20 protein-coding genes are annotated in these 22,937 nt (G+C 61.3%); 17 read left to right on the forward strand and 3 right to left on the reverse strand.

All coding sequences use genetic code 11. The features are described from left to right. Positions 1-267, forward strand: a 267-nt coding sequence (locus G559_RS28960; RefSeq protein ID WP_036997395.1) for a transposase, incomplete at its 5' end; no start/stop codon positions are given. Positions 268-393: 126 nt separating this feature from the next. Here the strand turns inward: G559_RS28960 and clpA are convergent. Further along, entirely contained in the window at positions 394-2,664 is a 2,271-nt protein-coding gene (gene clpA, locus G559_RS0113515) for an ATP-dependent Clp protease ATP-binding subunit ClpA (RefSeq protein ID WP_028628728.1), read from the reverse strand. Positions 2,665-2,692: 28 nt separating this feature from the next. Further along, positions 2,693-3,055 carry an ATP-dependent Clp protease adapter ClpS gene (gene clpS, locus G559_RS0113520; protein WP_028628729.1) on the reverse strand — a complete coding sequence of 121 codons (363 nt, stop codon included), beginning with the start codon at positions 3,053-3,055 and terminating at the stop codon, positions 2,693-2,695. 231 nt (positions 3,056-3,286) lie between these two features. On the opposite strand from clpS, the gene cspD reads away from it, so the two are divergent. Continuing rightward, a complete protein-coding gene (cspD, locus tag G559_RS0113525) occupies positions 3,287-3,550 on the forward strand; it encodes a cold shock domain-containing protein CspD (RefSeq protein ID WP_028628730.1) in 264 nt (87 codons plus the stop codon). Positions 3,551-3,618: 68 nt separating this feature from the next. Here the strand turns inward: cspD and icd are convergent, their stop codons facing one another. Then, positions 3,619-4,875, reverse strand: a complete 1,257-nt coding sequence (gene icd, locus G559_RS0113530) for an NADP-dependent isocitrate dehydrogenase (RefSeq protein WP_028628731.1) — start codon at positions 4,873-4,875, stop codon at positions 3,619-3,621. Between the two features lie 357 nt (positions 4,876-5,232). On the opposite strand from icd, the gene G559_RS0113535 reads away from it, so the two are divergent. The 15 genes from G559_RS0113535 to nuoC all read left to right on the forward strand — a co-directional run bounded on the left by G559_RS0113535 (position 5,233) and on the right by nuoC (position 22,936). Further along, positions 5,233-7,458 (forward strand): NADP-dependent isocitrate dehydrogenase, encoded by a 2,226-nt coding sequence (locus G559_RS0113535; protein ID WP_028628732.1) that lies wholly within the window; start codon positions 5,233-5,235, stop codon positions 7,456-7,458. 100 nt (positions 7,459-7,558) lie between these two features. Further along, entirely contained in the window at positions 7,559-8,002 is a 444-nt protein-coding gene (locus tag G559_RS0113540) for an NUDIX hydrolase (RefSeq protein ID WP_028628733.1), read from the forward strand. 197 nt (positions 8,003-8,199) lie between these two features. After that, a complete protein-coding gene (gene mnmA / locus G559_RS0113545; protein ID WP_028628734.1) occupies positions 8,200-9,318 on the forward strand; it encodes a tRNA 2-thiouridine(34) synthase MnmA in 1,119 nt (372 codons plus the stop codon). After that, entirely contained in the window at positions 9,315-9,935 is a 621-nt protein-coding gene (hflD, locus tag G559_RS0113550; RefSeq protein ID WP_028628735.1) for a high frequency lysogenization protein HflD, read from the forward strand. The genes mnmA and hflD overlap by 4 nt, the downstream gene beginning before the upstream one ends. Positions 9,936-10,044: 109 nt before the next feature. Next, positions 10,045-11,415, forward strand: coding sequence for an adenylosuccinate lyase (gene purB / locus G559_RS0113555; RefSeq protein WP_028628736.1), 1,371 nt, complete (start codon positions 10,045-10,047; stop codon positions 11,413-11,415). A gap of 60 nt (positions 11,416-11,475) precedes the next feature. Continuing rightward, complete coding sequence (locus G559_RS0113560; protein WP_028628737.1) at positions 11,476-12,642, forward strand: ribosomal protein uL16 3-hydroxylase; 1,167 nt, start codon at positions 11,476-11,478, stop codon at positions 12,640-12,642. Then, on the forward strand, positions 12,635-13,060 hold the full coding sequence (locus G559_RS0113565; RefSeq protein ID WP_028628738.1) for a GNAT family N-acetyltransferase: 426 nt from the start codon (positions 12,635-12,637) through the stop codon (positions 13,058-13,060). The genes G559_RS0113560 and G559_RS0113565 overlap by 8 nt, the downstream gene beginning before the upstream one ends. Before the next feature lie 8 nt (positions 13,061-13,068). Further along, positions 13,069-13,695, forward strand: coding sequence for a DUF7931 domain-containing protein (locus tag G559_RS0113570; RefSeq protein ID WP_028628739.1), 627 nt, complete (start codon positions 13,069-13,071; stop codon positions 13,693-13,695). Beyond that, a complete protein-coding gene (locus G559_RS0113575) occupies positions 13,692-14,501 on the forward strand; it encodes a secretin N-terminal domain-containing protein (RefSeq protein WP_028628740.1) in 810 nt (269 codons plus the stop codon). The genes G559_RS0113570 and G559_RS0113575 overlap by 4 nt, the downstream gene beginning before the upstream one ends. Positions 14,502-15,011: 510 nt before the next feature. Continuing rightward, positions 15,012-16,607, forward strand: coding sequence for an isocitrate lyase (locus G559_RS0113580; protein WP_028628741.1), 1,596 nt, complete (start codon positions 15,012-15,014; stop codon positions 16,605-16,607). Between the two features lie 183 nt (positions 16,608-16,790). Further along, positions 16,791-17,390 (forward strand): murein L,D-transpeptidase catalytic domain-containing protein, encoded by a 600-nt coding sequence (locus G559_RS0113585; RefSeq protein ID WP_028628742.1) that lies wholly within the window; start codon positions 16,791-16,793, stop codon positions 17,388-17,390. Between the two features lie 114 nt (positions 17,391-17,504). Then, entirely contained in the window at positions 17,505-19,499 is a 1,995-nt protein-coding gene (locus tag G559_RS0113590) for a PhoX family protein (protein WP_028628743.1), read from the forward strand. A gap of 491 nt (positions 19,500-19,990) precedes the next feature. Continuing rightward, positions 19,991-20,404, forward strand: a complete 414-nt coding sequence (locus G559_RS0113595; RefSeq protein WP_028628744.1) for an NADH-quinone oxidoreductase subunit A — start codon at positions 19,991-19,993, stop codon at positions 20,402-20,404. Between the two features lie 10 nt (positions 20,405-20,414). Beyond that, positions 20,415-21,092, forward strand: coding sequence for a NuoB/complex I 20 kDa subunit family protein (locus G559_RS0113600; RefSeq protein WP_028628745.1), 678 nt, complete (start codon positions 20,415-20,417; stop codon positions 21,090-21,092). 62 nt (positions 21,093-21,154) lie between these two features. After that, positions 21,155-22,936: an NADH-quinone oxidoreductase subunit C/D gene (gene nuoC / locus G559_RS0113605; protein ID WP_028628746.1), complete on the forward strand. Its 1,782-nt coding sequence runs from the start codon at positions 21,155-21,157 to the stop codon at positions 22,934-22,936. Position 22,937 lies beyond the last annotated feature (1 nt).

Consider the following 22,937-nt stretch of genomic DNA (forward strand, 5'->3'; position numbering starts at 1 on the left):
CGACACGTGACCCGGCATGCCCATGAAGCGGCGTTTGCGCGGATGCAGCAGCGGATGCAGGCGCATCCGGAGATGATGGTCAGGCGCCGATCCATCGTCGAACACCCCTTCGGCAACCTGAAGCAGTGGATCCTGGGCAACGGCCGCTTCCTGCTCCGCCAGTTGCAGGGCGCACGCACGGAAATGGCCCTGGCGGTAAACGCCTACAACCTGAAACGGGCCCTCAACGTGCTCGGCGCCCGTCGGTTGATCGAGCTGATGGGATAAATCCCGCTCCTCGCTTTCGATTACCCAGAAACACCAACGCCCCGAACCAGTCGGGGCGTTTGCTTGGCCTGCACTCAGGGAGTTTTCACACGGCCTGATCTGCCGGGCTTTTTTGTGGATGGCTCGTCAGGCCATCTCTGCCGTAGTCTCAAACTCGAAGCTGAGCTCCTCGTCCTTGACGTCGACGTGCACCACGCCGCCGTGCTCGGCCAACTCGCCAAACAGAATCTCCTCCGCAAGTGGTCGCTTGATCTTGTCCTGGATCAGGCGCGCCATAGGGCGAGCCCCCATCTGTGCGTCGTAGCCGCGCTCAGCCAACCAGCCCCGCGCCTCGTCGCTGACTACCAACTGCACGCGCTTGTCCTCCAGCTGTGCCTGCAACTCGGTGAGGAACTTGTCCACGACACTCTTGATCACTTCATGGCTCAGGCGGCCGAACTGGATGATCGTATCCAGGCGATTGCGGAATTCCGGCGTGAAGCTCTTGCGAATGACCTCCATGGCATCCGAGGAGTGATCCTGCAGAGTGAAGCCGATGGAAGCCCGCGCAGCAGTTTCGGCACCAGCATTGGTGGTCATGACCAGGATCACGTTGCGGAAGTCCGCCTTGCGGCCGTTGTTGTCAGTCAGCGTGCCGTGATCCATCACCTGCAGCAGCAGGTTGAAGACTTCCGGATGGGCCTTCTCGATTTCATCCAGCAGCAGCACACAGTGCGGCATCTTGGTGATGGCTTCAGTCAACAGACCACCCTGATCGAAACCGACATAGCCTGGAGGCGCACCGATCAGACGCGAAACGGTGTGCCGCTCCATGTACTCGGACATGTCGAATCGAAGCAGCTCGATCCCCATCGCCTTCGCCAATTGGCGGGCCACTTCAGTCTTGCCGACCCCCGTGGGTCCAGCAAAGAGGAAGGAACCTACCGGCTTGTCCGGAGACTTGAGCCCTGCGCGTGACAGCTTGATAGCGGTCGACAGGGAGTCAATGGCCGCATCCTGACCGAAGACCGTCAACTTCAGGTCACGCTCCAGGTTACGCAGCAGCTCCTTGTCGGAGCTGCTGACATGCTTTGGAGGAATTCGCGCGATCTTGGCGACTATGTCTTCGACTTGAGCCACCTCGATGCGCTTGGCGCGCTTCTCTTCCGGCTGCAGACGTTGATAGGCGCCCGCCTCGTCGATCACATCAATGGCCTTGTCAGGCATGTGCCGGTCATTGATGTAACGAGCTGCCAGCTCGGCTGCTGCACGCAACGCCTCATCGCTGTACTCGATATGGTGATGCTGCTCGAAGCGCGCCTTGAGCCCCCTGAGGATACCCACGGTGTCTTCAACCGATGGTTCGGTGACGTCAACCTTCTGGAAGCGACGCGCCAGAGCCCGATCCTTCTCGAAGATGCCGCGGAATTCCTGGAAGGTGGTCGAACCGATGCAACGGATCTCACCCGAGGACAACAGCGGCTTGAGCAGATTGGACGCATCCATCACCCCACCCGATGCCGCACCGGCACCAATGATGGTGTGAATCTCATCAATAAACAGAATGGCGTGCGGGCGCTTGCGCAGTTCATTGAGCAGCGCCTTGAAGCGCTTCTCGAAATCGCCGCGATACTTGGTTCCCGCCAGCAAGGCACCGAGATCCAGGGAGTAGACCACGCTTTCAGCCAGCAGGTCGGGCACCTGGTTGTCGACAATGCGCTTGGCCAGGCCCTCAGCGATGGCGGTCTTGCCAACACCTGCCTCACCGACCAAAAGCGGGTTGTTCTTGCGACGACGCGCCAGGATCTGCGCGACGCGCTCAACTTCACTCTCACGCCCGACCAACGGGTCGATGCGCCCCATGCGCGCCAATTCGTTCAGATTGCTGGCATAGGCATCCAGCGGATGACCGGACGCTGCAGCCTCACCACCTTCCTCATCCTGCATTTCCTGATCGTGGTCGTGCTGCTCACCGTGACCCGGGACCTTGGAAATCCCATGGGCGATGTAGTTGACGACATCGATACGCGCGACGCTCTGCTGCTTCAGCAAGAACACGGCCTGGCTTTCCTGCTCGCTGAAGATGGCCACCAGCACATTGGCGCCGGTCACTTCGCGCTTGCCGGAACTCTGCACATGGAACACTGCACGCTGCAGCACTCGCTGGAAGCCGAGCGTGGGCTGGGTTTCACGATCTTCATCATGCTGAGGAATCAGCGGGGTGGTGGAATCGATGAACTCCTGCAGGTCATGCCGCAGCTTGTCCATATTTGCGCCACACGCGCGCAGCACTGTGGCGGCGGCTTCATTGTCCAACAGGGCGAGCAGCAAGTGCTCGACCGTCATGAATTCGTGGCGCTTGGCACGGGCCTCCTTGAAGGCAAGATTGAGGGTGACTTCGAGCTCGCGGTTCAACATGGCTTCACCTCATACCCAAGCGGCGGCGTTAACCGTCCTTCTCGATCTCACAGAGCAGCGGATGCTGGCTCTCTCTCGCATATTGATTGACCTGCATGGCCTTGGTTTCGGCTATGTCGCGAGTGAACACGCCACAAATCGCCCGGCCCTCTGTATGCACGGTCAGCATGATCTTGGTGGCCAGTTCCCGGTTCATACCGAAGAACAATTCGAGCACCTCGACCACGAAATCCATAGGGGTGTAGTCATCGTTAAACATCACCACCTTATACATAGGTGGCGCCTGCAGGGCCGGCTTGGCTTCCTGCACCGCCAGGCCCGTGGAGTCGTCCTCGTGATGCTGCGGACTGTCCTGATTGAATGTTAGTCGAATCTGGCTGCTTGCATGCATGCTGGAAATAAAGGTCATTGGATGGATGAAAAACGGCCTCTGGAAAGACTTTGATCCGTTTCTCAGGCGATGCGGGGAACGCCTTGACTAACGGCAAAACGGTGTTACAACCAGTGAATACCCGTCTTCGGGTATCAGGGGTTCCGCGCGCGCGGCCAAGGCGGCCCGCATGGCGTGGAGTCGAAGTGGATGATACTCCAGTGATGGAGTCCTTTGCAGAGGGATATCAGCATGCTTAGCGGTAAGGTCAAGTGGTTCAACAACGCCAAAGGCTATGGGTTCATCCTTGCCGACGGCCGAGATGAGGACCTGTTCGCCCACTATTCGGCCATCCAGATGGAGGGCTACAAGACGTTAAAGGCTGGACAGCCGGTAAGCTTCGATATCATCCAGGGCCCGAAAGGGCTGCACGCCGTGAACATTCGCCCCGTCACGGCCACCTCCGAAGCGCCTGCCGCCATCAGCCACCCCCAGGGCAGCACGGTAGAAGTTTGAGCCCACGCAACAATTGGGCATAAAAAAGGCCGGTCAAATGACCGGCCTTTTTGTTTCTGCCCGAAGGCTTACATGTGCGCGATGATAGCGTCGCCGAACTCGGAGCAGGACAGCAGCTTGGCACCTTCCATCAGACGCTCGAAGTCGTAGGTGACGGTCTTCGCAGCGATGGCACCATTGGTGCCCTTGATGATCAGGTCGGCTGCTTCGGTCCAGCCCATGTGGCGCAGCATCATCTCCGCAGAGAGGATGACGGAGCCCGGATTAACCTTATCCTGGCCGGCGTATTTCGGCGCGGTGCCATGGGTCGCTTCGAACATGGCAACGGTATCAGACAGGTTGGCGCCGGGGGCGATACCGATACCACCCACTTCGGCCGCAAGGGCGTCGGACAGGTAGTCACCGTTCAGGTTCAGCGTGGCGATCACGTCGTACTCGGCCGGACGCAGCAGGATTTGCTGCAGCATGGCGTCCGCGATCACATCCTTGACCACGACGCTCTTGCCGGTGCGCGGGTTCTTGAACTGCATCCACGGACCGCCATCCAGCAACTCGGCACCGAACTCGTCACGAGCAACTTCGTAGCCCCACTCTTTGAAGGCACCCTCGGTGAACTTCATGATGTTGCCCTTGTGGACGATGGTCACAGAACTGCGATCGTTGTCCACGGCGTACTGCAAGGCCTTGCGTACCAGACGCTTGGTACCGTCCAGGGATACCGGCTTGATACCGATACCGCAGTTCTCGGTAAAACGGATTTTCTTGACACCCATTTCCTCGGTGAGGAACTTGATGACCTTCTCGGCCTCGGGGCTGCCAGCCTTCCACTCGACACCGGCGTAAATGTCTTCGGAGTTCTCGCGGAAAATCACCATATCAACGTCACCGGGCTTCTTCACCGGGCTCGGAACGCCTTCGAACCAACGAACCGGGCGCTGGCAAACGTAAAGATCCAGCTCCTGGCGCAGGGCCACGTTGAGGGATCGAATGCCACCACCAACGGGAGTGGTCAGCGGGCCCTTGATGGAAACAACGTAGTCGCGAACGGCTTCCAGGGTTTCTTTCGGCAGCCAAGTGTCCTGATCGTAGACCTGAGTGGCCTTCTCACCCGCGTAAACCTCCATCCAGGAGATCTTGCGATCGCTGCCGTAAGCTTTGGCAACGGCGGCATCTACCACCTTGATCATGACAGGGCTGATGTCGACGCCGATGCCGTCACCCTCGATGAAGGGAATGATCGGGTTGTTCGGTACCTTCAGGGACATATCTGCATTGACGGTGATTTTGTCACCGACTGCCGGCACCTGGATCTTTTGGTATCCCATGCTGAGCTCCGTGTTGTGGTTGAGAACGCTCTTGCAGCTCGTGAGCCTACTCCAGTTGGGCGGTCATCGACCATATCTTCCTTAGTCGAAAACACGCCCCTGAGTCACCCCGCCAAAAGGGGTGATATACTGCGCGCCGTGACCTAACAGTCATCGGGGTCGAGCAGTCTGGGACCAGACTCACTGTCCTCGCAACGGCCAGGCCACCACCATGGCAAGGCCGTACAACGCTTTACTGGCGCTCCATTACCCCCGCGGCAATTCTCGGCTCAGCTCAACGTCGACATTGAGCGAATGCGTCTACCAGTGCGCTTCGAGACTCTGTGCGCGCCCAGAAAAGAAGAGAGTTAAACGTTAATGTCCAACCGTCAGAAGATTACGTACACCTTCACCGACGAAGCCCCTGCGCTCGCCACCTACTCGCTCCTTCCCATCGTCAAAGCATTCGCCGCCTCGGCAGGGATCGACGTCGAAACCCGCGATATCTCTCTTGCAGGACGCATCCTGGCCTCCTTCGCTGACAAGCTTGCCGCAGACAAGCGCATCGAAGACGATTTGGCCTACCTGGCCACGCTGGCCACCTCGCCTGACGCGAACATCGTCAAACTGCCGAACATCAGTGCCTCCGTGCCGCAGCTGAAAGGCGCCATCGCCGAACTGCAGGCGCTGGGCTACAACGTGCCGGACTTCCCGGAAGACCCGCAGACCGAAGAAGAGAAAGACACTCGCGCCCGCTACGCCAAAGTCCTGGGCAGCGCCGTGAACCCGGTCCTTCGCGAAGGCAACTCCGACCGCCGCGCGCCGGCCGCCGTGAAGGCCTACGCTCGCAAGCACCCGCACTCCATGGGCAAGTGGAGCATGGCCTCCCGCTCCCACGCCGACTACATGCGCGGCGGCGACTTCTTCTCCAGCGAACAATCCATCACCATGGCCAAGGCCGGTGACGTGCGCATCGAGTTCGTCGGCAAGGACGGTAAGGTCGAGGTCAAGAAGCAGCTCTCCCTGCAGGACGGCGAAGTCCTGGACAGCATGTTCATGAGCTGCAACAAACTGCGCGCCTTCTTCGAGCAGACCCTGCAGGATTGCAAGGAAACCGGCGTCATGTGGTCCCTGCACGTCAAGGCGACCATGATGAAGGTCTCCCACCCGATCGTCTTCGGCCACGCCGTCAGCGTTTACTACAAGGACGTGTTCGACAAGTACGGCGAGCTGTTCAAGGAACTGGGCGTCAACCCGAACAACGGCATCAGCAGCGTCTACGACAAGATCAAGGTACTGCCCGCCTCCCAGCAGGAAGAGATCCTTCACGATATCCATGAGGTGTACAGCCACCGCCCGGAAATGGCGATGGTCGACTCCGTGAAAGGCATCACCAACCTGCACATCCCGAGCGATGTGATCGTCGACGCTTCCATGCCGGCGATGATCCGCAACTCCGGCCAGATGTGGGGCAAGGACGGCAAGCAGAAGGACACCAAGGCGGTGATGCCGGAGAGCACCTACGCCCGCATCTACCAAGAGATGATCAACTTCTGCAAAACCAACGGCGCCTTCGACCCGACCACCATGGGCACCGTGCCGAACGTCGGCCTGATGGCGCAGAAAGCCGAGGAATACGGCTCCCACGACAAGACCTTCGAGATGGTCGCCGACGGCACCATGCGCGTCGTGGCCGCCGATGGCACCGTGCTGATGCAGCACGAAGTCGAAGCCGGTGACATCTGGCGCGCCTGCCAGACCAAGGACGCCCCGATCCGCGACTGGGTCAAGCTGGCCGTCACCCGCGCCCGCCTGTCCAACACCCCGGCCATCTTCTGGCTGGACCCGGAACGCGCCCACGATCGCGAACTGCGCAAAAAGGTCGAACTGTATCTGCAGGACCACGACCTGACCGGCCTGGACATCAGCATCAAGGGCTACAACGAAGCCATCCGTACCAGCATGGAGCGCCAACTGCGCGGCCAGGACACCATCTCGGTGACCGGCAACGTCCTGCGCGACTACCTGACCGACCTGTTCCCGATCATGGAACTGGGCACCTCGGCCAAAATGCTGTCCATCGTTCCGCTGATGGCGGGCGGCGGCATGTACGAGACCGGTGCCGGCGGCTCGGCTCCGAAGCACGTACAGCAGCTGGTGGAAGAGAACTACCTGCGCTGGGATTCCCTCGGCGAGTTCCTGGCCCTGGCCGTGTCCCTGGAAGAAACCGGCATCAAAACCGGCAACGCCAAGGCCAAGCTGCTGGGCAAGACCCTCGACGAAGCCACCGGCAAGCTGCTGGACAACAACAAGTCGCCCTCCCGCAAGGTCGGCGAGCTGGACAACCGTGGCAGCCACTACTACCTGGCGCTCTACTGGGCTCAAGCCCTTGCAGCCCAGGACGAAGACGCCGAGCTGAAGGCGCACTTCGCCCCGCTGGCCAAGACCCTGACGGAACAGGAAGCGGCTATCGTCGCCGAACTGAACGGTGCCCAGGGCAAGGCTGTGGACATCGGCGGTTACTACCGCTCGAATCCGGACCTGACCAGCCAGGTGATGCGCCCCAGCGCCACCTTCAACGCTGCGATCGACGGCCTGGCCTAAACGCCACACGCTGTATCGGGAAACCCCGGGCCAATGCCCGGGGTTTCTTTTTGGGGCCGCCCGCGCCGTATCATGTCGATTTGCCCTGGAACCCTCGCGTATGAGCTGGCAACCTCACATCACAGTCGCAACGATCATCGAAGACCAAGGCCGCTTCCTGCTAGTCGAGGAACTGGCCGGAGGACACGCGGTACTCAACCAGCCCGCCGGACACCTGGAAGCCGATGAAACCCTGCTCGAAGCCGCCATTCGCGAAACCTTCGAGGAAACCGGCTGGGAGGTCGAATTGACCGCCGTGACTGGCATCTACCTCTATACGGCTCCCAGCAACGGCGTGACCTACCAGCGCGTCTGCTTTGCCGCCAAGCCGCTGCGCCACCATCCCGATCACCCCCTGGACGAAGGCATCATCGGACCACGCTGGCTGACCCGCGACGAGCTCCTGACTAACAAAGACCGCTGGCGCAGCCACCTCGTCCTGCGCTGCATTGACGACTACCTGGAAGGCGAACGTTTCCCCCTCAGCCTGATCCGCGCCTCCTAAACATTCCAGCTCAAACAACCTGCTCACGATCTTGCGAGCTAGAGCCATGCAAGGCGAAAGCAGGCGAGGAAGCGAAGTTTACAGCCGTAAATGAGCATTCCGAGCCTGCTTTCAACGCAGCAGGGCCGACGCGCAGCTGATCGCGAACCGGTTCTGATAGAATTCCGCTTTTGCTTACACGACCAGTGCAGATTCCCATGCGTGATCCAGCCAATACCCGCGTCATAGTCGGCATGTCCGGCGGCGTAGACTCCTCGGTTTCCGCCCTCCTGCTTCTCGAGCAGGGCTACAAGGTGGAAGGCCTGTTCATGAAGAACTGGGACGAAGACGACGGCACCGAGTACTGCACCGCCAAGGTGGACCTGGCCGACGCCCAGGCCGTCTGCGACCGCATCGGCATCAAGCTCCATACCGCCAACTTTGCGGCCGAGTACTGGGACAACGTGTTCGAGCACTTCCTCGCCGAATACAAGGCAGGCCGCACGCCGAACCCCGACATCCTCTGCAACCGCGAAATCAAGTTCAAAGCCTTCCTCGACTACGCCCTGTCGCTGGGCGCGGACCTGATCGCCACCGGTCACTACGTGCGCCGCCGTGACATCGACAACCGCACCGAGCTACTCAAAGGCCTGGACCCAAACAAGGACCAGAGCTACTTCCTCCATGCAGTGGGTGGCGAGCAGATCGCCCGCACCCTGTTCCCGGTCGGCGAACTGGAAAAACCGGAAGTGCGCGCCATCGCCGAGAAGCACGGCCTGGCCACCGCTCGCAAGAAGGACTCCACCGGTATCTGCTTTATCGGTGAACGTCGTTTCACTGATTTCCTCAAGCAGTACCTGCCCGCCCAGCCTGGGGATATCGAGACCGCCGAAGGCGACGTCATCGGCCGCCACCACGGCCTGATGTACCACACCATCGGCCAGCGCCAGGGCTTGGGCATCGGTGGCATGAAAGACGCAAGCGATGATCCCTGGTACGTCCTGGCGAAAGACCTTTCGCGCAACGTGCTGATCGTCGGCCAAGGCAACGAAAACCCCTGGCTCTACTCCCGCTCGCTGAAAGCGTCCGAGATCTACTGGGTGAACCCCATCGACCTCAGCCTGCCGCGCCGCCTCAAGGCCAAGGTGCGCTATCGCCAGAGCGACCAGCCCTGCACCCTGGAAAAGACTAGCGACGGTTACGTAGCGATGTTCGACGAGCCGCAGCGCGCGGTCACGCCGGGCCAGTCGGTAGTGTTCTACGACGGCGAAATCTGCCTGGGTGGCGGCGTGATCGAAAGCGCCCAACCCTCCGATGCCGGAGTTCAGCGCCCATGAACCAGACCCGCGAACAACTGGTCGCACTCGGTGCCGTCTTCGAAGCCGCCGCCCTGGTCGACCGCATCGCCAAGACCGGCCAGATCAGCGAGCCGCCGCTCGGCTGCATGCTCGGCAGCCTGCTGATCCGCGATCCGAAGAACACCCTGGAAGTCTACGGCGGCGACGACCTCAACCTGCGCGATGGCTACAAGGCCCTTGTAAGCGCCCTGGAGCGTGAGCCCTCAAGCCTGCAGCGCGAACCCCTGCGCTACGCCCTCGCCCTGTTGACCCTGGAACGTCAACTGGCCAAACGTGGCGATATGCTGGACGTCATCGGCAACCGCCTGGACCAGATCCAGCAACAGGTACAGCACTTCGGCCTCGTGCACGACAACGTCATTGCCGCCTGCGCCGGCCTTTACCAGGACACCCTGAGTACCTTCCGCCAGCGCATCCAGGTACACGGCGACATGCGCCACCTGCAGCAACCCAGTAACGCCGCGAAGATCCGCGCCCTGCTCCTCACCGGCATCCGAGCCGCGCGACTCTGGCGCCAGCTTGGCGGCAACCGCTGGCAACTGCTGTTCAGCCGCCGCAAGCTGCTCAACGAGCTCTATCCGCTCCTGCGCGGCTGACCCGCACCGCGCCATGTGTCGACGACCGTGGCGCGGAAGCGGCGAGTTGGGGGAAATACATGTATGATGTGCGCCCCTTTTCGTTGACCGATTGTCCGAGAACGCCCTCATGCAGCTTTCCTCGCTCACCGCGGTTTCCCCCGTAGATGGCCGCTACGCCGGCAAAACCAGCTCCCTGCGCCCGATCTTCAGCGAGTACGGCCTGATCCGTTTCCGCGTCCAGGTAGAGGTCCGCTGGCTGCAGCGCCTCGCCGCCCACGCCGGTATTCCGGAAGTCGCGCCCTTCTCCGCCGAAGCCAATGCCCTGCTCGACAAGCTGGCCGAAGACTTCCAGCTGGAACATGCCGAGCGCATCAAGGAAATCGAGCGCACCACCAACCACGACGTGAAAGCTGTTGAGTATCTGCTCAAGGAGCAGGCCGCCAAGCTGCCCGAGCTGGCCAAAGTCAGCGAGTTCATCCACTTCGCCTGCACCAGTGAGGACATCAACAACCTGTCCCACGCCCTGATGCTGCGCGAAGGCCGCGACCAGGTCGTACTGCCGCTGATGCGCCAACTGGCCGACGCCATCCGCGACCTGGCCGTACGCTTCGCTGATGTGCCGATGCTCTCCCGCACCCACGGCCAGCCGGCCTCGCCGACCACCCTCGGCAAGGAAATGGCCAACGTCGTGTACCGCCTGGAGCGCCAGATCGCCCAGGTTGCCGCCGTTCCGCTTCTGGGCAAGATCAACGGTGCAGTGGGCAACTACAACGCCCACCTGTCCGCCTATCCGGACGTCGACTGGGAAGCCAACGCCCGCGAGTTCATCGAAGGCGACCTGGGCCTGGCCTGGAACCCCTACACCACCCAGATCGAGCCGCACGACTACATCGCCGAGCTGTTCGACGCCGTCGCCCGCTTCAACACCATCCTCATCGACTTCGATCGCGACGTCTGGGGCTACATCTCCCTTGGCTACTTCAAGCAGAAGACCATCGCTGGCGAGATCGGCTCGTCGACCATGCCGCACAAGGTCAACCCGATCGACTTCGAGAACTCCGAAGGCAACCTCGGCATTGCCAACGCGCTGCTCCAGCACCTGGCCAGCAAGCTGCCGATCTCCCGCTGGCAGCGCGACCTGACCGACTCCACCGTGCTGCGCAACCTTGGTGTTGGCTTTGCCCACAGCGTTATCGCCTATGAGGCCACCCTCAAGGGAATCAGCAAGTTGGAGCTGAATGCTCAACGCATTGCTGAAGACCTCGACGCTTGCTGGGAAGTCCTCGCCGAGCCGATCCAGACCGTGATGCGCCGCTACGCGATCGAGAATCCGTACGAGAAGCTCAAGGAACTGACTCGTGGCAAGGGCATCAGCCCGGAAGCCCTGCAGACTTTCATCGATGGCCTGGACATCCCGGCCGAGGCCAAGGCCGAACTGCGCAAAATGACCCCCGCCAGCTACATCGGCAACGCCGTAGCTCAGGCCAAGCGCATCTGATCGGTCTTGTACCCATGCACGCCCGGCTGTGCCGGGCGTTTTTATTTCAAAGGCTTAGACATGAATCCTGATACTCCTCTTCAACTTCTGGGTGGCCTCTCCGCGCGCGAATTCCTGCGCGATTACTGGCAGAAAAAGCCACTCCTGATCCGCCAGGCCATCCCCGGATTCGAAAGCCCCATTTCCCCTGACGAACTCGCGGGCCTGTCCCTGGAAGAGGAAGTCGAGTCTCGCCTGGTGCTCGAGCACGGAGAACGCCCCTGGGAATTGCGCCGCGGCCCGTTCGCCGAAGATACCTATCAGAACCTGCCCGAACGCGATTGGACCCTACTGGTCCAGGCGGTCGACCAGTTCGTGCCGGAAGTCGCCGAGCTACTGGAAAATTTCCGCTTCCTGCCGAGCTGGCGCATTGATGACGTGATGATCAGCTTCGCCGCGCCAGGCGGTGGCGTAGGGCCGCATTTCGACAACTACGACGTGTTCCTTCTCCAGGGTCACGGCCGCCGCCGTTGGAAAATCGGCCAGATGTGTGACGCCGAGAGCGCCTTGCTACCCCACGCCGACCTGCGCATCCTCGCCGACTTCCAGCAGACCGACGAATGGGTGCTGGAACCCGGCGACATGCTCTACCTGCCGCCGCGTCTCGCCCACTTCGGCATCGCCGAAGACGACTGCATGACCTACTCCGTGGGCTTCCGCGCGCCCAGCGCCGCCGAGGTACTGACCCACTTCACCGACTTCCTGGCCCAGTTCCTGCCGGACGAGGAGCGTTACAGCGACGCCGGCGCAGCGCCTGTCAGCGATCCCCACGAGATTCAGCGGGACGCCCTGGACCGACTCAAGTCCCTGCTCACCGAGCACATGAGCGACGAGCGTCTGCTGCTTACCTGGTTCGGCCAGTTCATGACCGAGCCGCGTTACCCGGAACTGCTGGCCGGCGCCGAAGTGGAAGAGGACGATTTCCTGGGTGCCATCGAAGACGGCGCAGTGCTGGTCCGCAACCCAAGCGCGCGCCTGGCCTGGTCCGAGGTGGACATTGGCCTGGTGCTCTTCGCCAGCGGCCAGAGCCGCCTGCTGCCCGCCAGCCTGCGCGACCTGCTGAAGCTGATCTGCGCTGCCGAGGCACTGCACCTGGAGAATCTCGGCCAATGGCTGGCCGATGACGAGGGGCGTAAGCTTCTACTGGAACTGGTCAAGCAAGGAAGTCTGGAGTTTGCCGATGAGTGAGATACACGTCCGCGTTGCCGACTGGCAGAAGGACAATGCCGACCTGCGCCGCATCCGTGAGGCCGTGTTCATCGCCGAACAGTCCGTCGCACCGGAGCTGGAGTGGGACACCGAAGATGCGGACGCCGTGCACTTTCTCGCCTTCGAGCGGGACTATGCTATCGGCACCGCCCGCCTGCTTCCCGACGGCCATATCGGCCGCGTTTCGGTGCTCAAGGACTGGCGCGGACTGAAGGTTGGCGATCGGCTGCTACAAGCCGCTATCGCCGAAGCCGAACGTCGTGGTCTGAAGCGTCAGATGCTTTCCGCCCAGGTCCACGCTACCGCGTTCTATGAACGCCACGGCTTCAAGATCGTCAGCAGCGAGTTCCTCGAGGCTGGCATTCCCCACGTGGACATGGTGCGCGAAAGCCAGTAGAGGCCCAGATGAACGAGAACGCCCCGGAACTCACTGAGAACGAAGTCGAACTACCGGCCATCGAATTCCAGTCGCCGGGGCGCTTCAGCGTTCACAACCCCTCCCTCCAGACCGAAGCGCCCGAATGGGAACCCGCTCCCTTCGGCCTAGGCGCCCACGACCGCCTCGAACGCTTCAGCGTCCCGGAGGACGCACGCGCCCACGCCCTGGCGCTGATGCAGCAGGCACGCCGCCGGCTTTGCCTGTACAGCCCCGATCTGGAGCCCTGGCTCTACCACAACAGCGCCATCCAGCTGGCCTGCACCCGGCTTCTGGTCAGCGACCCGAAATGCCAGCTGCGAATTCTCGTGCGCGACCTGAGCCGCGCCGTAAAGGAAGGCCACCGGCTGCTCAGCCTGAGCCGGCGCATTTCCAGCAACTTCCAGATTCGCCGGATCAACCCCGACCACCCCTCGGAAGACTTGGCCTATCTCATTGCCGACGACCGCGGCCTGCTCGTGCGCCCTGAGCCTGAGCAGTACGCCGGCTACGCGCTGTACAACGACCCCGGAAGGACCCGGCTGCAGCAAACCTGCTTCGACCAGGCCTGGGACCTGAGCATTACCGACCCCGACTTGCGGAACTTCCTGATATGACCCCACGCGCCCTGCTCGCTGCCCTCCTCCTGATCATCTGCCTGCCTCTGCAGGCGGCGACGGAACTCATCCAGCTGCGCTATCGCACAGCCGATGAGCTGCTGCCGATGGCGCAATCCGTATTGGGCAACGAGGGTCGAGTCAGCGCCTACGGCAACCAGCTCATCGTCAATGCCGAACCAGCGAAGATCACCGAACTGCGCAATCTGCTGGACCAGCTCGATACCCAACCGCGACGCCTGCTGATCAGCGTCGACACCAGCGACAGCAACTTCCAGAGCGACCGCGGCTATGCAGTCAACGGATCAGCCAGCGTCGGTGGAGTCGATGTCCAGGCGGGTCGCGGCGAAGTCCATGGACGTGACCAGGTGCGCATCATCCGCCGCAGCACTGACAGCCGCGGCGGCGGTGTGCAGCAGGTCCAGACCACAGAAGGCTATCCGGCGCTGATCCAGGTCGGCCAGAGCGTACCCATCACCTCCACCAGCAGCGGCCCCTACGGCGAGGTGTACAGCAACACCGAATACCGCAATGTCACCCGCGGTTTCTACGTCACCGCGACGCTCACGGGCGAGCTGGTGCACGTCAACATCAGCAGCAACCGCGACCGCTTGAACAGCAGCCAGCCAGGTGTGATCGACGTGCAGAGCACCGACACCAAAGTCAGCGGTCGCCTCGGCGAATGGATCACCATCGGCGCCGTGAACGAAGACAGCCAGTCCGACCAAAGTGGCTTTTTGCGCCACCGCACCACTCAGGGCCGTGAAGACATGACCCTGCGCCTCAAGGTCGACGCGGTCGACTGACTGCACATTTTCAGACCGGTCAGTCTCAGCCAAAAGTATTATGTAGTAGTCCAAAAAAAACACTACAAAACGTTTGACGAACGCCTGTTTGAAAGAGCATGATGGCCTCGCTCCCGCTAGCCAGGGGCCCTGAATAGGGCCTCCGGATCGCGCTCCCGGCCAACCAGCCGAGCCGATCCGTGTTGTAACGGCCCATAAGGCAGTGCGACGAGGTTGCGACTGGAACGTAGTTGTCCTGAGGGACGGGGAAGCGTCAGCAACATCCGCAAGATCGAAGGCAGTGCCCGGCCATCACCCAACGGTTTCCACGAACCGGCAAGTGAGCCAGGAGTGCAAATTTACCCATCGATCCTGTGAGCGTGTGCATCTCCTCACCCTACCCTCAGTTTCAATCTCTTCCAGTTGGTCCTTCGACGCGCTGCGGTGAGCAACCCGCAATAACCTTCAGAACGCAGGTTTTTGAGTGGGAAAGTCGGTGCTCAACCACATATACACTTTGAAGGATTGACCATGTCCGCATATCAAAACGACATCAAGGCCATTGCCGCACTGAAAGAAGTGAACGGTAACAGCTGGAGCGCTATCAACCCCGAGTCGGTTGCCCGCATGCGCGCACAGAACCGCTTCAAGACCGGTCTGGATATCGCCAAGTACACCGCGGCCATCATGCGCAAGGACATGGCCGAGTACGATACCGACTCCTCCGTCTACACCCAGTCCCTGGGCTGCTGGCATGGCTTCATTGGTCAGCAGAAGCTGATCTCCATCAAGAAGCACCTGAAGACGACCAACAAGCGCTACCTCTACCTCTCCGGCTGGATGGTTGCTGCGCTGCGCTCCGACTTCGGCCCGCTGCCCGACCAATCCATGCACGAAAAGACCGCCGTTTCCGGTCTGATCGAAGAGCTCTACACCTTCCTGCGCCAGGCTGACGCCCGCGAACTGGACCTGCTGTTCACCGCCATGGACGCCGCTCGCGCCGCTGGCGACAAGTCCAAGGAAGCTGAAATCCAGGCCCAGATCGACAACTACGAAACCCACGTAGTACCGATCATCGCCGACATCGACGCTGGTTTCGGTAACCCGGAAGCCACCTACCTGCTGGCCAAGAAGATGATCGAAGCCGGTGCCTGCTGCATCCAGATCGAGAACCAGGTTTCCGACGAGAAGCAGTGCGGCCACCAGGACGGCAAAGTGACCGTTCCGCACGAAGACTTCCTTGCCAAGATCAACGCTGTTCGCTACGCCTTCCTCGAGCTGGGCGTTGATGATGGTGTGATCGTTGCCCGTACCGACTCTCTGGGTGCCGGCCTGACCAAGCAGATCGCCGTGACCAAGCAACCGGGCGACCTGGGCGACCAGTACAACTCCTTCCTGGACTGCGACGAAATCAACGCCTCCGACCTGCAGAACGGCGACGTGGTGATCAACCGCGGCGGCAAGCTGCTGCGTCCGAAGCGCCTGCCGAGCAACCTGTTCCAGTTCCGCAAGGGCACCGGCGAAGATCGCTGCGTCCTGGACTGCATCACCTCGCTGCAGAACGGCGCCGACCTGCTGTGGATCGAAACCGAGAAGCCCCACGTTGGCCAGATCAAAGGCATGGTTGACCGCATCCGCCAGGTCATCCCGAACGCCAAGCTGGTTTACAACAACAGCCCGTCCTTCAACTGGACCCTGAACTTCCGTCAGCAAGTGTTCGATGCGTTCGTTGCTGAAGGCAAAGATGTTTCCGCCTACGACCGCGCCAAGCTCATGAGCGTCGAGTACGACGAAACCGAGCTGGCCCAGGTTGCAGACGAGAAGATCCGCACCTTCCAGCGCGATGGTTCGGCCCACGCCGGCATCTTCCACCACCTGATCACCCTGCCGACCTACCACACTGCCGCACTGTCCACCGACAACCTGGCCAAGGGCTACTTCGCCGACCAGGGCATGCTGGCCTACGTGAAGGGCGTTCAGCGTCAGGAGCTGCGTCAGGGCATCGCCTGCGTCAAGCACCAGAACATGGCTGGCTCCGACATCGGCGACAACCACAAAGAGTACTTCGCTGGCGAAGCGGCTCTTAAAGCGAGCGGCAAAGACAACACCATGAACCAGTTCCACTAAGAGGAACTGCCACCGGCCGACCACGCATCGGCCGGACATGGCGAGTCAAAAACCCCGGTGCTTGCACCGGGGTTTTCTTTTGCCCCTTTACCCTGTTGCCGGACAGAACCAACCTGCCGTCCGCAATGGGTTGCCAAGGCGCGGTACCTTCCTAGAATCAGCGAAAAACCTGGAGCTCCGGCCGTGCCGCGAACCCTGCTGCTGATCCTGCTGCTCATCTCCCCCGTCCTGCGCGCCGGCGACCTGGAACTGTTGGTCAGCCCGCCACAACTGGCGTTGCTCCTTGGCGAACTGAAAAATAACCAGCACCCGCGCTTCGCCGTGGTCGACTACGGTCGCGCCTCCACACTCCCCCGCTTCTACCTGTTCGACAGCCGCAGCCACGCTTTGCTAGGCAGCTTCCGGGTTGCGCACGGCAAGGGATCGGACTCGGATCACGATAGTTACGCCGACCGCTTTTCCAACGACTTCGGCAGCCGCGCTACCTCCCTTGGCCTGTTCCGCACGTCACAGGTATTCGACAGCGAAGAACCCGGACATGGCCGCTCCATGCGCCTCATCGGCCTCAGCCCGAGCAACAGCAATGCCGAAGCGCGCGCCATCGTCATTCACGCCAACGCGTATATGGAGGACGCCTTCATCCTTGAGCACGGAGTACCAGGGCGCAGCTACGGCTGCCTGGTCCTGGCCAGCACTGATCGAGACCAGGTCATCGCGCAACTGAAGGGTGGCGCGCTGATCTTCGCCATCAGCCAGAAGCGCCAAGCCGTGGCGAACAATTAACGCAAACCGTGCTGCCCCTCCCACGCAACAGCTTCTCCATCTCACTGTCACCGTTCCGTCGCCTTCAGCATTTAGCGTCAGATCTCCGTCGATTCGCCTGCGTGGAGATCCGCCTTGAACCAACACAACGACAAAGCCGTGCTCTTTGGCAACGGCGACGAACTGCCCAGCAACACATCCGACAACCCGCACATCAACGACCTGATTGGCGGACTCAACCGCCGTCAACTGTTGATCGGTGGCGCCGCCATGAGCACCCTCGCCTTCCTTGGCGCCGCCATTCCGGGTGAAGCCCTGGCAGCAGAGCCACACGCCAAAGGCTTCCCCTTCAAGCCCCGCTCTCGCCTGCCCTTCGAGGCCATTCCTACCGGCCGCGTAGACAGCATTACCGTTCCGCCGGGCTACAAGGCCACGCCCTTCATTCCCTGGGGTACGCCGATCACCGGACGCTATCCGGCCTTTGCCGATGACGCCAGCAACAGCGCCCAGGACCAGGCGGAGCAGATCGGCATGCACCATGACGGCATGCATTTCTTCCCCATCGATGCCCGCCGCGGTTCCGGCATGCGTTCGGACCACGGCCTGCTCGTACTGAACCATGAATACATCGACGCCCCGCTGCTGCACCCCAACGGCCCGACAGTCGTGGATGGCAAGCGGGTCAGCGCCGATGAAGTACGCAAGGAGATCAACGCACACGGTGTGTCTGTGGTAGAGATCCGCCGAAATGTTCGCGGGGAATGGGAGGTCGTGCCGAGTCGCCGCAACCGCCGCATCACCGCCGCCACACCCATGAAGATCTCCGGCCCGGCCCGTGGCCACAAGCTGCTGCAAACCCGCTACAGCCCGCAAGGCACAGCCACCCGAGGCACCCAGAACAACTGCGCGAACGGATTCACCCCCTGGGGCACCTACCTCACCTGCGAGGAGAACTGGGCCGGCTACTTCGCCACCCGCGACGCCGACCTACCCCGCGAACTCAAGCGCTACGGCCTTCGCAGCAGCAGCCGCTTCGGCTGGGAAACCCTGCCGGGCGACGAGTTCGAACGCTTCGACGCCACTCGCAAAGCGGCCGACGCCAAGGGCGACTATCGAAACGAGCCGAACCACTTTGGCTGGATTGTCGAGATCGACCCCTTCGATCCGGACTCCACGCCGATCAAGCGCACCGCCCTGGGTCGTTTCGCCCATGAGGGGTTGATCTTCGCCCCAGTGAAACCAGGCCGGCCCGTGGTCTGTTACTCCGGCGACGACTCCCAGAACGAGTACATCTACAAATACGTCAGTCGCGACAAGTACCGTCCCGGACAGGCCAACGGTCGCCTGCTGGACGAAGGCACCCTTTACGTCGCCCGCTTCAATGCCGATGGCAGCGGCGACTGGCTGGCCCTGGACATCAACGACCGCAATTTCCTCAAGGCCTGCCTGACCGCCGGCGTCGCTTTTGCCGATCAGGGCGAAGTACTGATCAATACACGCCTGGCCGCTGACATCGTTGGCGCCACCCGTATGGACCGCCCGGAATGGGGCGCGGTGAATCCGGACAATGGCGAGGTCTACTTCACCCTCACCAACAACACCGCGCGCACCAACGCCGACGCAGCGAACCCGCGCCCGGCCAACGCCTACGGCCATATCATCCGCTGGCGCGAGAACAGTCGCGACCATGCAGGCCATCGATTCGACTGGAACATCTTCCTGCTCGCCGGCCCCGAGGGAGATAGCCGTGGCCCGAACGGCAATCCGCTGGGCGCGCAGAACATCCTCGCCAGCCCGGACGGCCTCTGGTTCGACGACGAGGGTCGCCTGTGGATCCAGACCGACATGAGCGGCAGCCAATTGAGCGCCGGCCCCTTCGGCAACAACCAGATGCTGGTAGCCGACCCGCGCAGCGGCGAATTGAAGCGCTTCCTGGTCGGCCCAACAGGCGCCGAAGTGACCGGCATCAGCGCGACGCCGGACTTCCGCACCCTGTTCGTCAACATCCAGCACCCGGGCGAAGGCTCCACCGCCACGAACCTGCTAAGCACCTGGCCCGACGGCCCAGGCAAGCGCCCGCGCTCCTCCACCGTGGTCATCACGCGCGAAGACGGCCGCCGCCTACTCTGAATCCCCTCAAGGATTTCGGCCGACCCATGCGGGTCGGCCTCTTTTTCCACCCTGGAAAGGCAGCATGAACAAAAACAAATGGAATTGTCGCAATTATGAAAACGACTTGAAGAGCAACTTAGGAGGACGCCAGGAGTATTTGTTATTTGCAGTTTTTAAGTTCTGCAAGACCATTCTCGTGTAGTGATTAATTAACCACCAATCAAACGCTAATGACTATCATTACCATGGCATTACCAACCCTCTGTGCGACATAAGGCCGCAATCAGACAAAGGCCTAATAAAACCCTGAAAACCCCGCCGCCATTGGCCTACAGCCAAGCAAGCAGCCCAGAATCCGGCTGCACGGGCAATTTTTTGGCTTGAAAAATTTACTTGCACACCCGCTCGGGCATAAAATTGTCGGAATCGATTGCCTGGGCATCATTGATCCCCGGCATTAAACCTTTTAACGCAAGTGAACGCCGTTCCTTGTCTTAAGGAGTTCCGGCATGTCGGACGCTACTGCCATCATCTCCCACAACTGGGGTTTCGCTGTTTTCCTGTTGGGTGTCGTCGGCCTCTGCGCCTTCATGATCGGGGTTTCTAGCCTGCTCGGCAGCAAGTCCATCGGTCGCAGCAAGAACGACCCCTTCGAATCCGGCATGCTCCCCACCGGCACTGCTCGCCTCCGCCTCTCCGCAAAATTCTATCTGGTCGCGATGCTCTTCGTGATCTTCGACGTCGAAGCCCTCTTTCTCTTCGCTTGGTCCGTCTCCGTCCGTGAAAGCGGCTGGGCCGGCTTTATCGAAGCAACCATTTTCATAGCAATTCTGTTGGCAGGTCTTGTCTACCTTTGGCGCATCGGGGCGCTTGATTGGGCTCCCGAAGGTCGTCGCAAGCGGCAGGCGAAGCTAAAACAATGAGGCTTTGGCAATGCAATACAAACTTACTCGGATCGATCCGGATGCCACTTATGAGCAGTATCCGATCGGCGAACGGGAGACCGTTTCCGACCCACTGCTAGAAGATCAGGTGCACAAGAACATCTTCCTGGGCAAGCTCGAGGATGTTCTCAACGGTGCAGTCAACTGGGGTCGCAAGAACTCCCTGTGGCCGTACAACTTCGGCCTCTCCTGCTGCTACGTGGAGATGACCACCGCCTTCACCGCACCGCACGACATCGCGCGATTCGGTGCGGAGGTCATTCGTGCATCACCGCGCCAGGCGGATTTCATGGTCATCGCCGGCACCTGCTTCATCAAGATGGCACCGGTCATCCAGCGCCTCTATGAGCAGATGCTGGAGCCCAAGTGGGTGATCTCCATGGGTTCGTGCGCGAACTCCGGCGGTATGTACGATATTTACTCGGTCGTTCAGGGCGTGGACAAGTTCCTTCCCGTGGACGTCTACATTCCCGGCTGCCCGCCCCGTCCGGAGGCGTTCCTGCAAGGCCTGATGCTGCTGCAGGAATCCATCGGCCAGGAGCGCCGCCCGCTATCCTGGGTCGTGGGGGACCAAGGCATCTACCGTGCCGACATGCCCTCCGAGCGGGAAAAGCGCCGCGAACAGCGTATTCAGGTCACCAACCTGCGCAGCCCCGACGAAGTCTGAGCCTGTTCTTCTCCGGAAGACCCCAGGCTCATTCTTTACGTTGACCGATAGCGACCGAGACCATGACTGCAGACACCGTTCTGTCTATTCCGCCTTATAAGGCTGACGACCAAGACGTCGTCGTAGAGCTCAATTCCCGCTTTGGCGCCGAAAGCCTGACCATCCAATCGACCCGCACCGGCATGCCGGTGATCTGGGTCGCCCGTGACAAGCTGATCGACGTCCTCAAGTTCCTGCGCAATCTCCCGCGCCCCTACGTCATGCTGTACGACCTGCATGGCGTCGACGAGCGCCTGCGCACCCAGCGTCGCGGCCTGCCGAACGCAGACTTCACGGTGTTCTACCACCTGATGTCGCTGGAACGTAATAGTGACGTGATGATCAAGGTGGCCTTGTCCGAGGGCGACCTCAACCTGCCCACCACCACCGGCATCTGGCCCAACGCCAACTGGTACGAGCGCGAAGTCTGGGACATGTACGGCATCACCTTTGCCGGGCACCCGCACCTGTCGCGGATCATGATGCCCAACACCTGGGAAGGTCACCCGCTGCGCAAGGACTACCCGGCGCGCGCCACCGAATTCGACCCCTTCAGCCTGACCCTGGCCAAGCACCAGCTTGAAGAAGAAGCTGCGCGCTTCCGCCCGGAAGACTGGGGCATGAAACGCCACGGCGAGAACGAGGACTACATGTTCCTCAACCTCGGCCCGAACCACCCCTCCGCCCACGGTGCCTTCCGCATCATCCTGCAGCTGGACGGCGAAGAGATCGTCGACTGCGTGCCGGAAGTCGGTTACCACCACCGCGGCGCCGAGAAGATGGCCGAGCGCCAGTCCTGGCACAGCTTCATTCCTTACACCGACCGCATCGACTACCTCGGCGGCGTGATGAACAACCTGCCGTACGTGCTCGCGGTCGAGAAGCTCGCCGGCATCAAGGTGCCGCAGCGCGTCGACTTCATCCGCGTGATGATGGCCGAGTTCTTCCGGATCACCAGCCACCTGCTGTTCCTGGGTACCTATATCCAGGACGTCGGCGCCATGACCCCGGTGTTCTTCACCTTCACCGACCGCCAGCGCGCCTACAAGGTCATCGAAGCCGTCACCGGCTTCCGCCTGCACCCGGCCTGGTACCGCATCGGCGGCGTCGCCCACGACCTGCCGCGCGGTTGGGATGGCCTGGTGAAAGAGTTCGTCGAATGGCTGCCCAAGCGCCTCGACGAGTACGAAAAGGCCGCCCTGCAAAACAGCATCCTGCGTGGCCGTACCATCGGCGTCGCCCAGTACAACACCAAGGAAGCCCTGGAATGGGGCGTCACCGGTGCTGGCCTGCGCTCCACCGGTTGCGACTTCGACCTGCGCAAGGCACGCCCCTACTCCGGCTACGAGAACTTCGAGTTCGAAGTACCGCTGGCCCACAACGGCGATGCCTACGATCGCTGCATGGTTCGCGTCGAAGAGATGCGCCAGAGCATCCGCATCATCGACCAGTGCCTGAAGAACATGCCGGAAGGCCCGTACAAGGCGGACCACCCGCTGACCACGCCGCCGCCGAAAGAGCGCACACTGCAGCACATCGAAACCCTGATCACCCACTTCCTGCAGGTTTCCTGGGGCCCGGTCATGCCGGCCAACGAAGCCTTCCAGATGATCGAGGCGACCAAGGGCATCAACAGCTACTACCTCACCAGCGACGGCAGCACCATGAGCTACCGCACCCGGATCCGGACGCCCAGTTTCCCCCACCTGCAGCAGATTCCTTCGGTGATCCGCGGCAGCATGGTGGCAGACCTGATCGCCTACCTGGGCAGTATCGACTTCGTAATGGCTGACGTGGACCGCTGAT

This window comes from Metapseudomonas resinovorans DSM 21078, assembly GCF_000423545.1.
Classification (GTDB): Bacteria; Pseudomonadota; Gammaproteobacteria; order Pseudomonadales; family Pseudomonadaceae; genus Metapseudomonas; species Metapseudomonas resinovorans.

Bases quoted from the DNA above. Each gene is read 5' to 3' on its own strand.
- G559_RS0113570 (WP_028628739.1), top strand. From the start codon at position 13,069: ATGAACGAGAACGCCCCGGAACTCACTGAGAACGAAGTCGAACTACCG.
- G559_RS0113560 (WP_028628737.1), top strand. From the start codon at position 11,476: ATGAATCCTGATACTCCTCTTCAACTTCTGGGTGGCCTCTCCGCGCGC.
- G559_RS0113565 (WP_028628738.1), top strand. From the start codon at position 12,635: ATGAGTGAGATACACGTCCGCGTTGCCGACTGGCAGAAGGACAATGCC.
- cspD (WP_028628730.1), top strand. From the start codon at position 3,287: ATGCTTAGCGGTAAGGTCAAGTGGTTCAACAACGCCAAAGGCTATGGG.
- purB (WP_028628736.1), top strand. From the start codon at position 10,045: ATGCAGCTTTCCTCGCTCACCGCGGTTTCCCCCGTAGATGGCCGCTAC.
- G559_RS0113540 (WP_028628733.1), top strand. From the start codon at position 7,559: ATGAGCTGGCAACCTCACATCACAGTCGCAACGATCATCGAAGACCAA.
- clpS (WP_028628729.1), bottom strand. From the start codon at position 3,055: ATGCATGCAAGCAGCCAGATTCGACTAACATTCAATCAGGACAGTCCG.
- G559_RS0113600 (WP_028628745.1), top strand. From the start codon at position 20,415: ATGCAATACAAACTTACTCGGATCGATCCGGATGCCACTTATGAGCAG.
- icd (WP_028628731.1), bottom strand. From the start codon at position 4,875: ATGGGATACCAAAAGATCCAGGTGCCGGCAGTCGGTGACAAAATCACC.
- hflD (WP_028628735.1), top strand. From the start codon at position 9,315: ATGAACCAGACCCGCGAACAACTGGTCGCACTCGGTGCCGTCTTCGAA.
- clpA (WP_028628728.1), bottom strand. From the start codon at position 2,664: ATGTTGAACCGCGAGCTCGAAGTCACCCTCAATCTTGCCTTCAAGGAG.
- mnmA (WP_028628734.1), top strand. From the start codon at position 8,200: ATGCGTGATCCAGCCAATACCCGCGTCATAGTCGGCATGTCCGGCGGC.
- G559_RS0113535 (WP_028628732.1), top strand. From the start codon at position 5,233: ATGTCCAACCGTCAGAAGATTACGTACACCTTCACCGACGAAGCCCCT.
- G559_RS0113575 (WP_028628740.1), top strand. From the start codon at position 13,692: ATGACCCCACGCGCCCTGCTCGCTGCCCTCCTCCTGATCATCTGCCTG.
- G559_RS0113580 (WP_028628741.1), top strand. From the start codon at position 15,012: ATGTCCGCATATCAAAACGACATCAAGGCCATTGCCGCACTGAAAGAA.
- nuoC (WP_028628746.1), top strand. From the start codon at position 21,155: ATGACTGCAGACACCGTTCTGTCTATTCCGCCTTATAAGGCTGACGAC.
- G559_RS0113595 (WP_028628744.1), top strand. From the start codon at position 19,991: ATGTCGGACGCTACTGCCATCATCTCCCACAACTGGGGTTTCGCTGTT.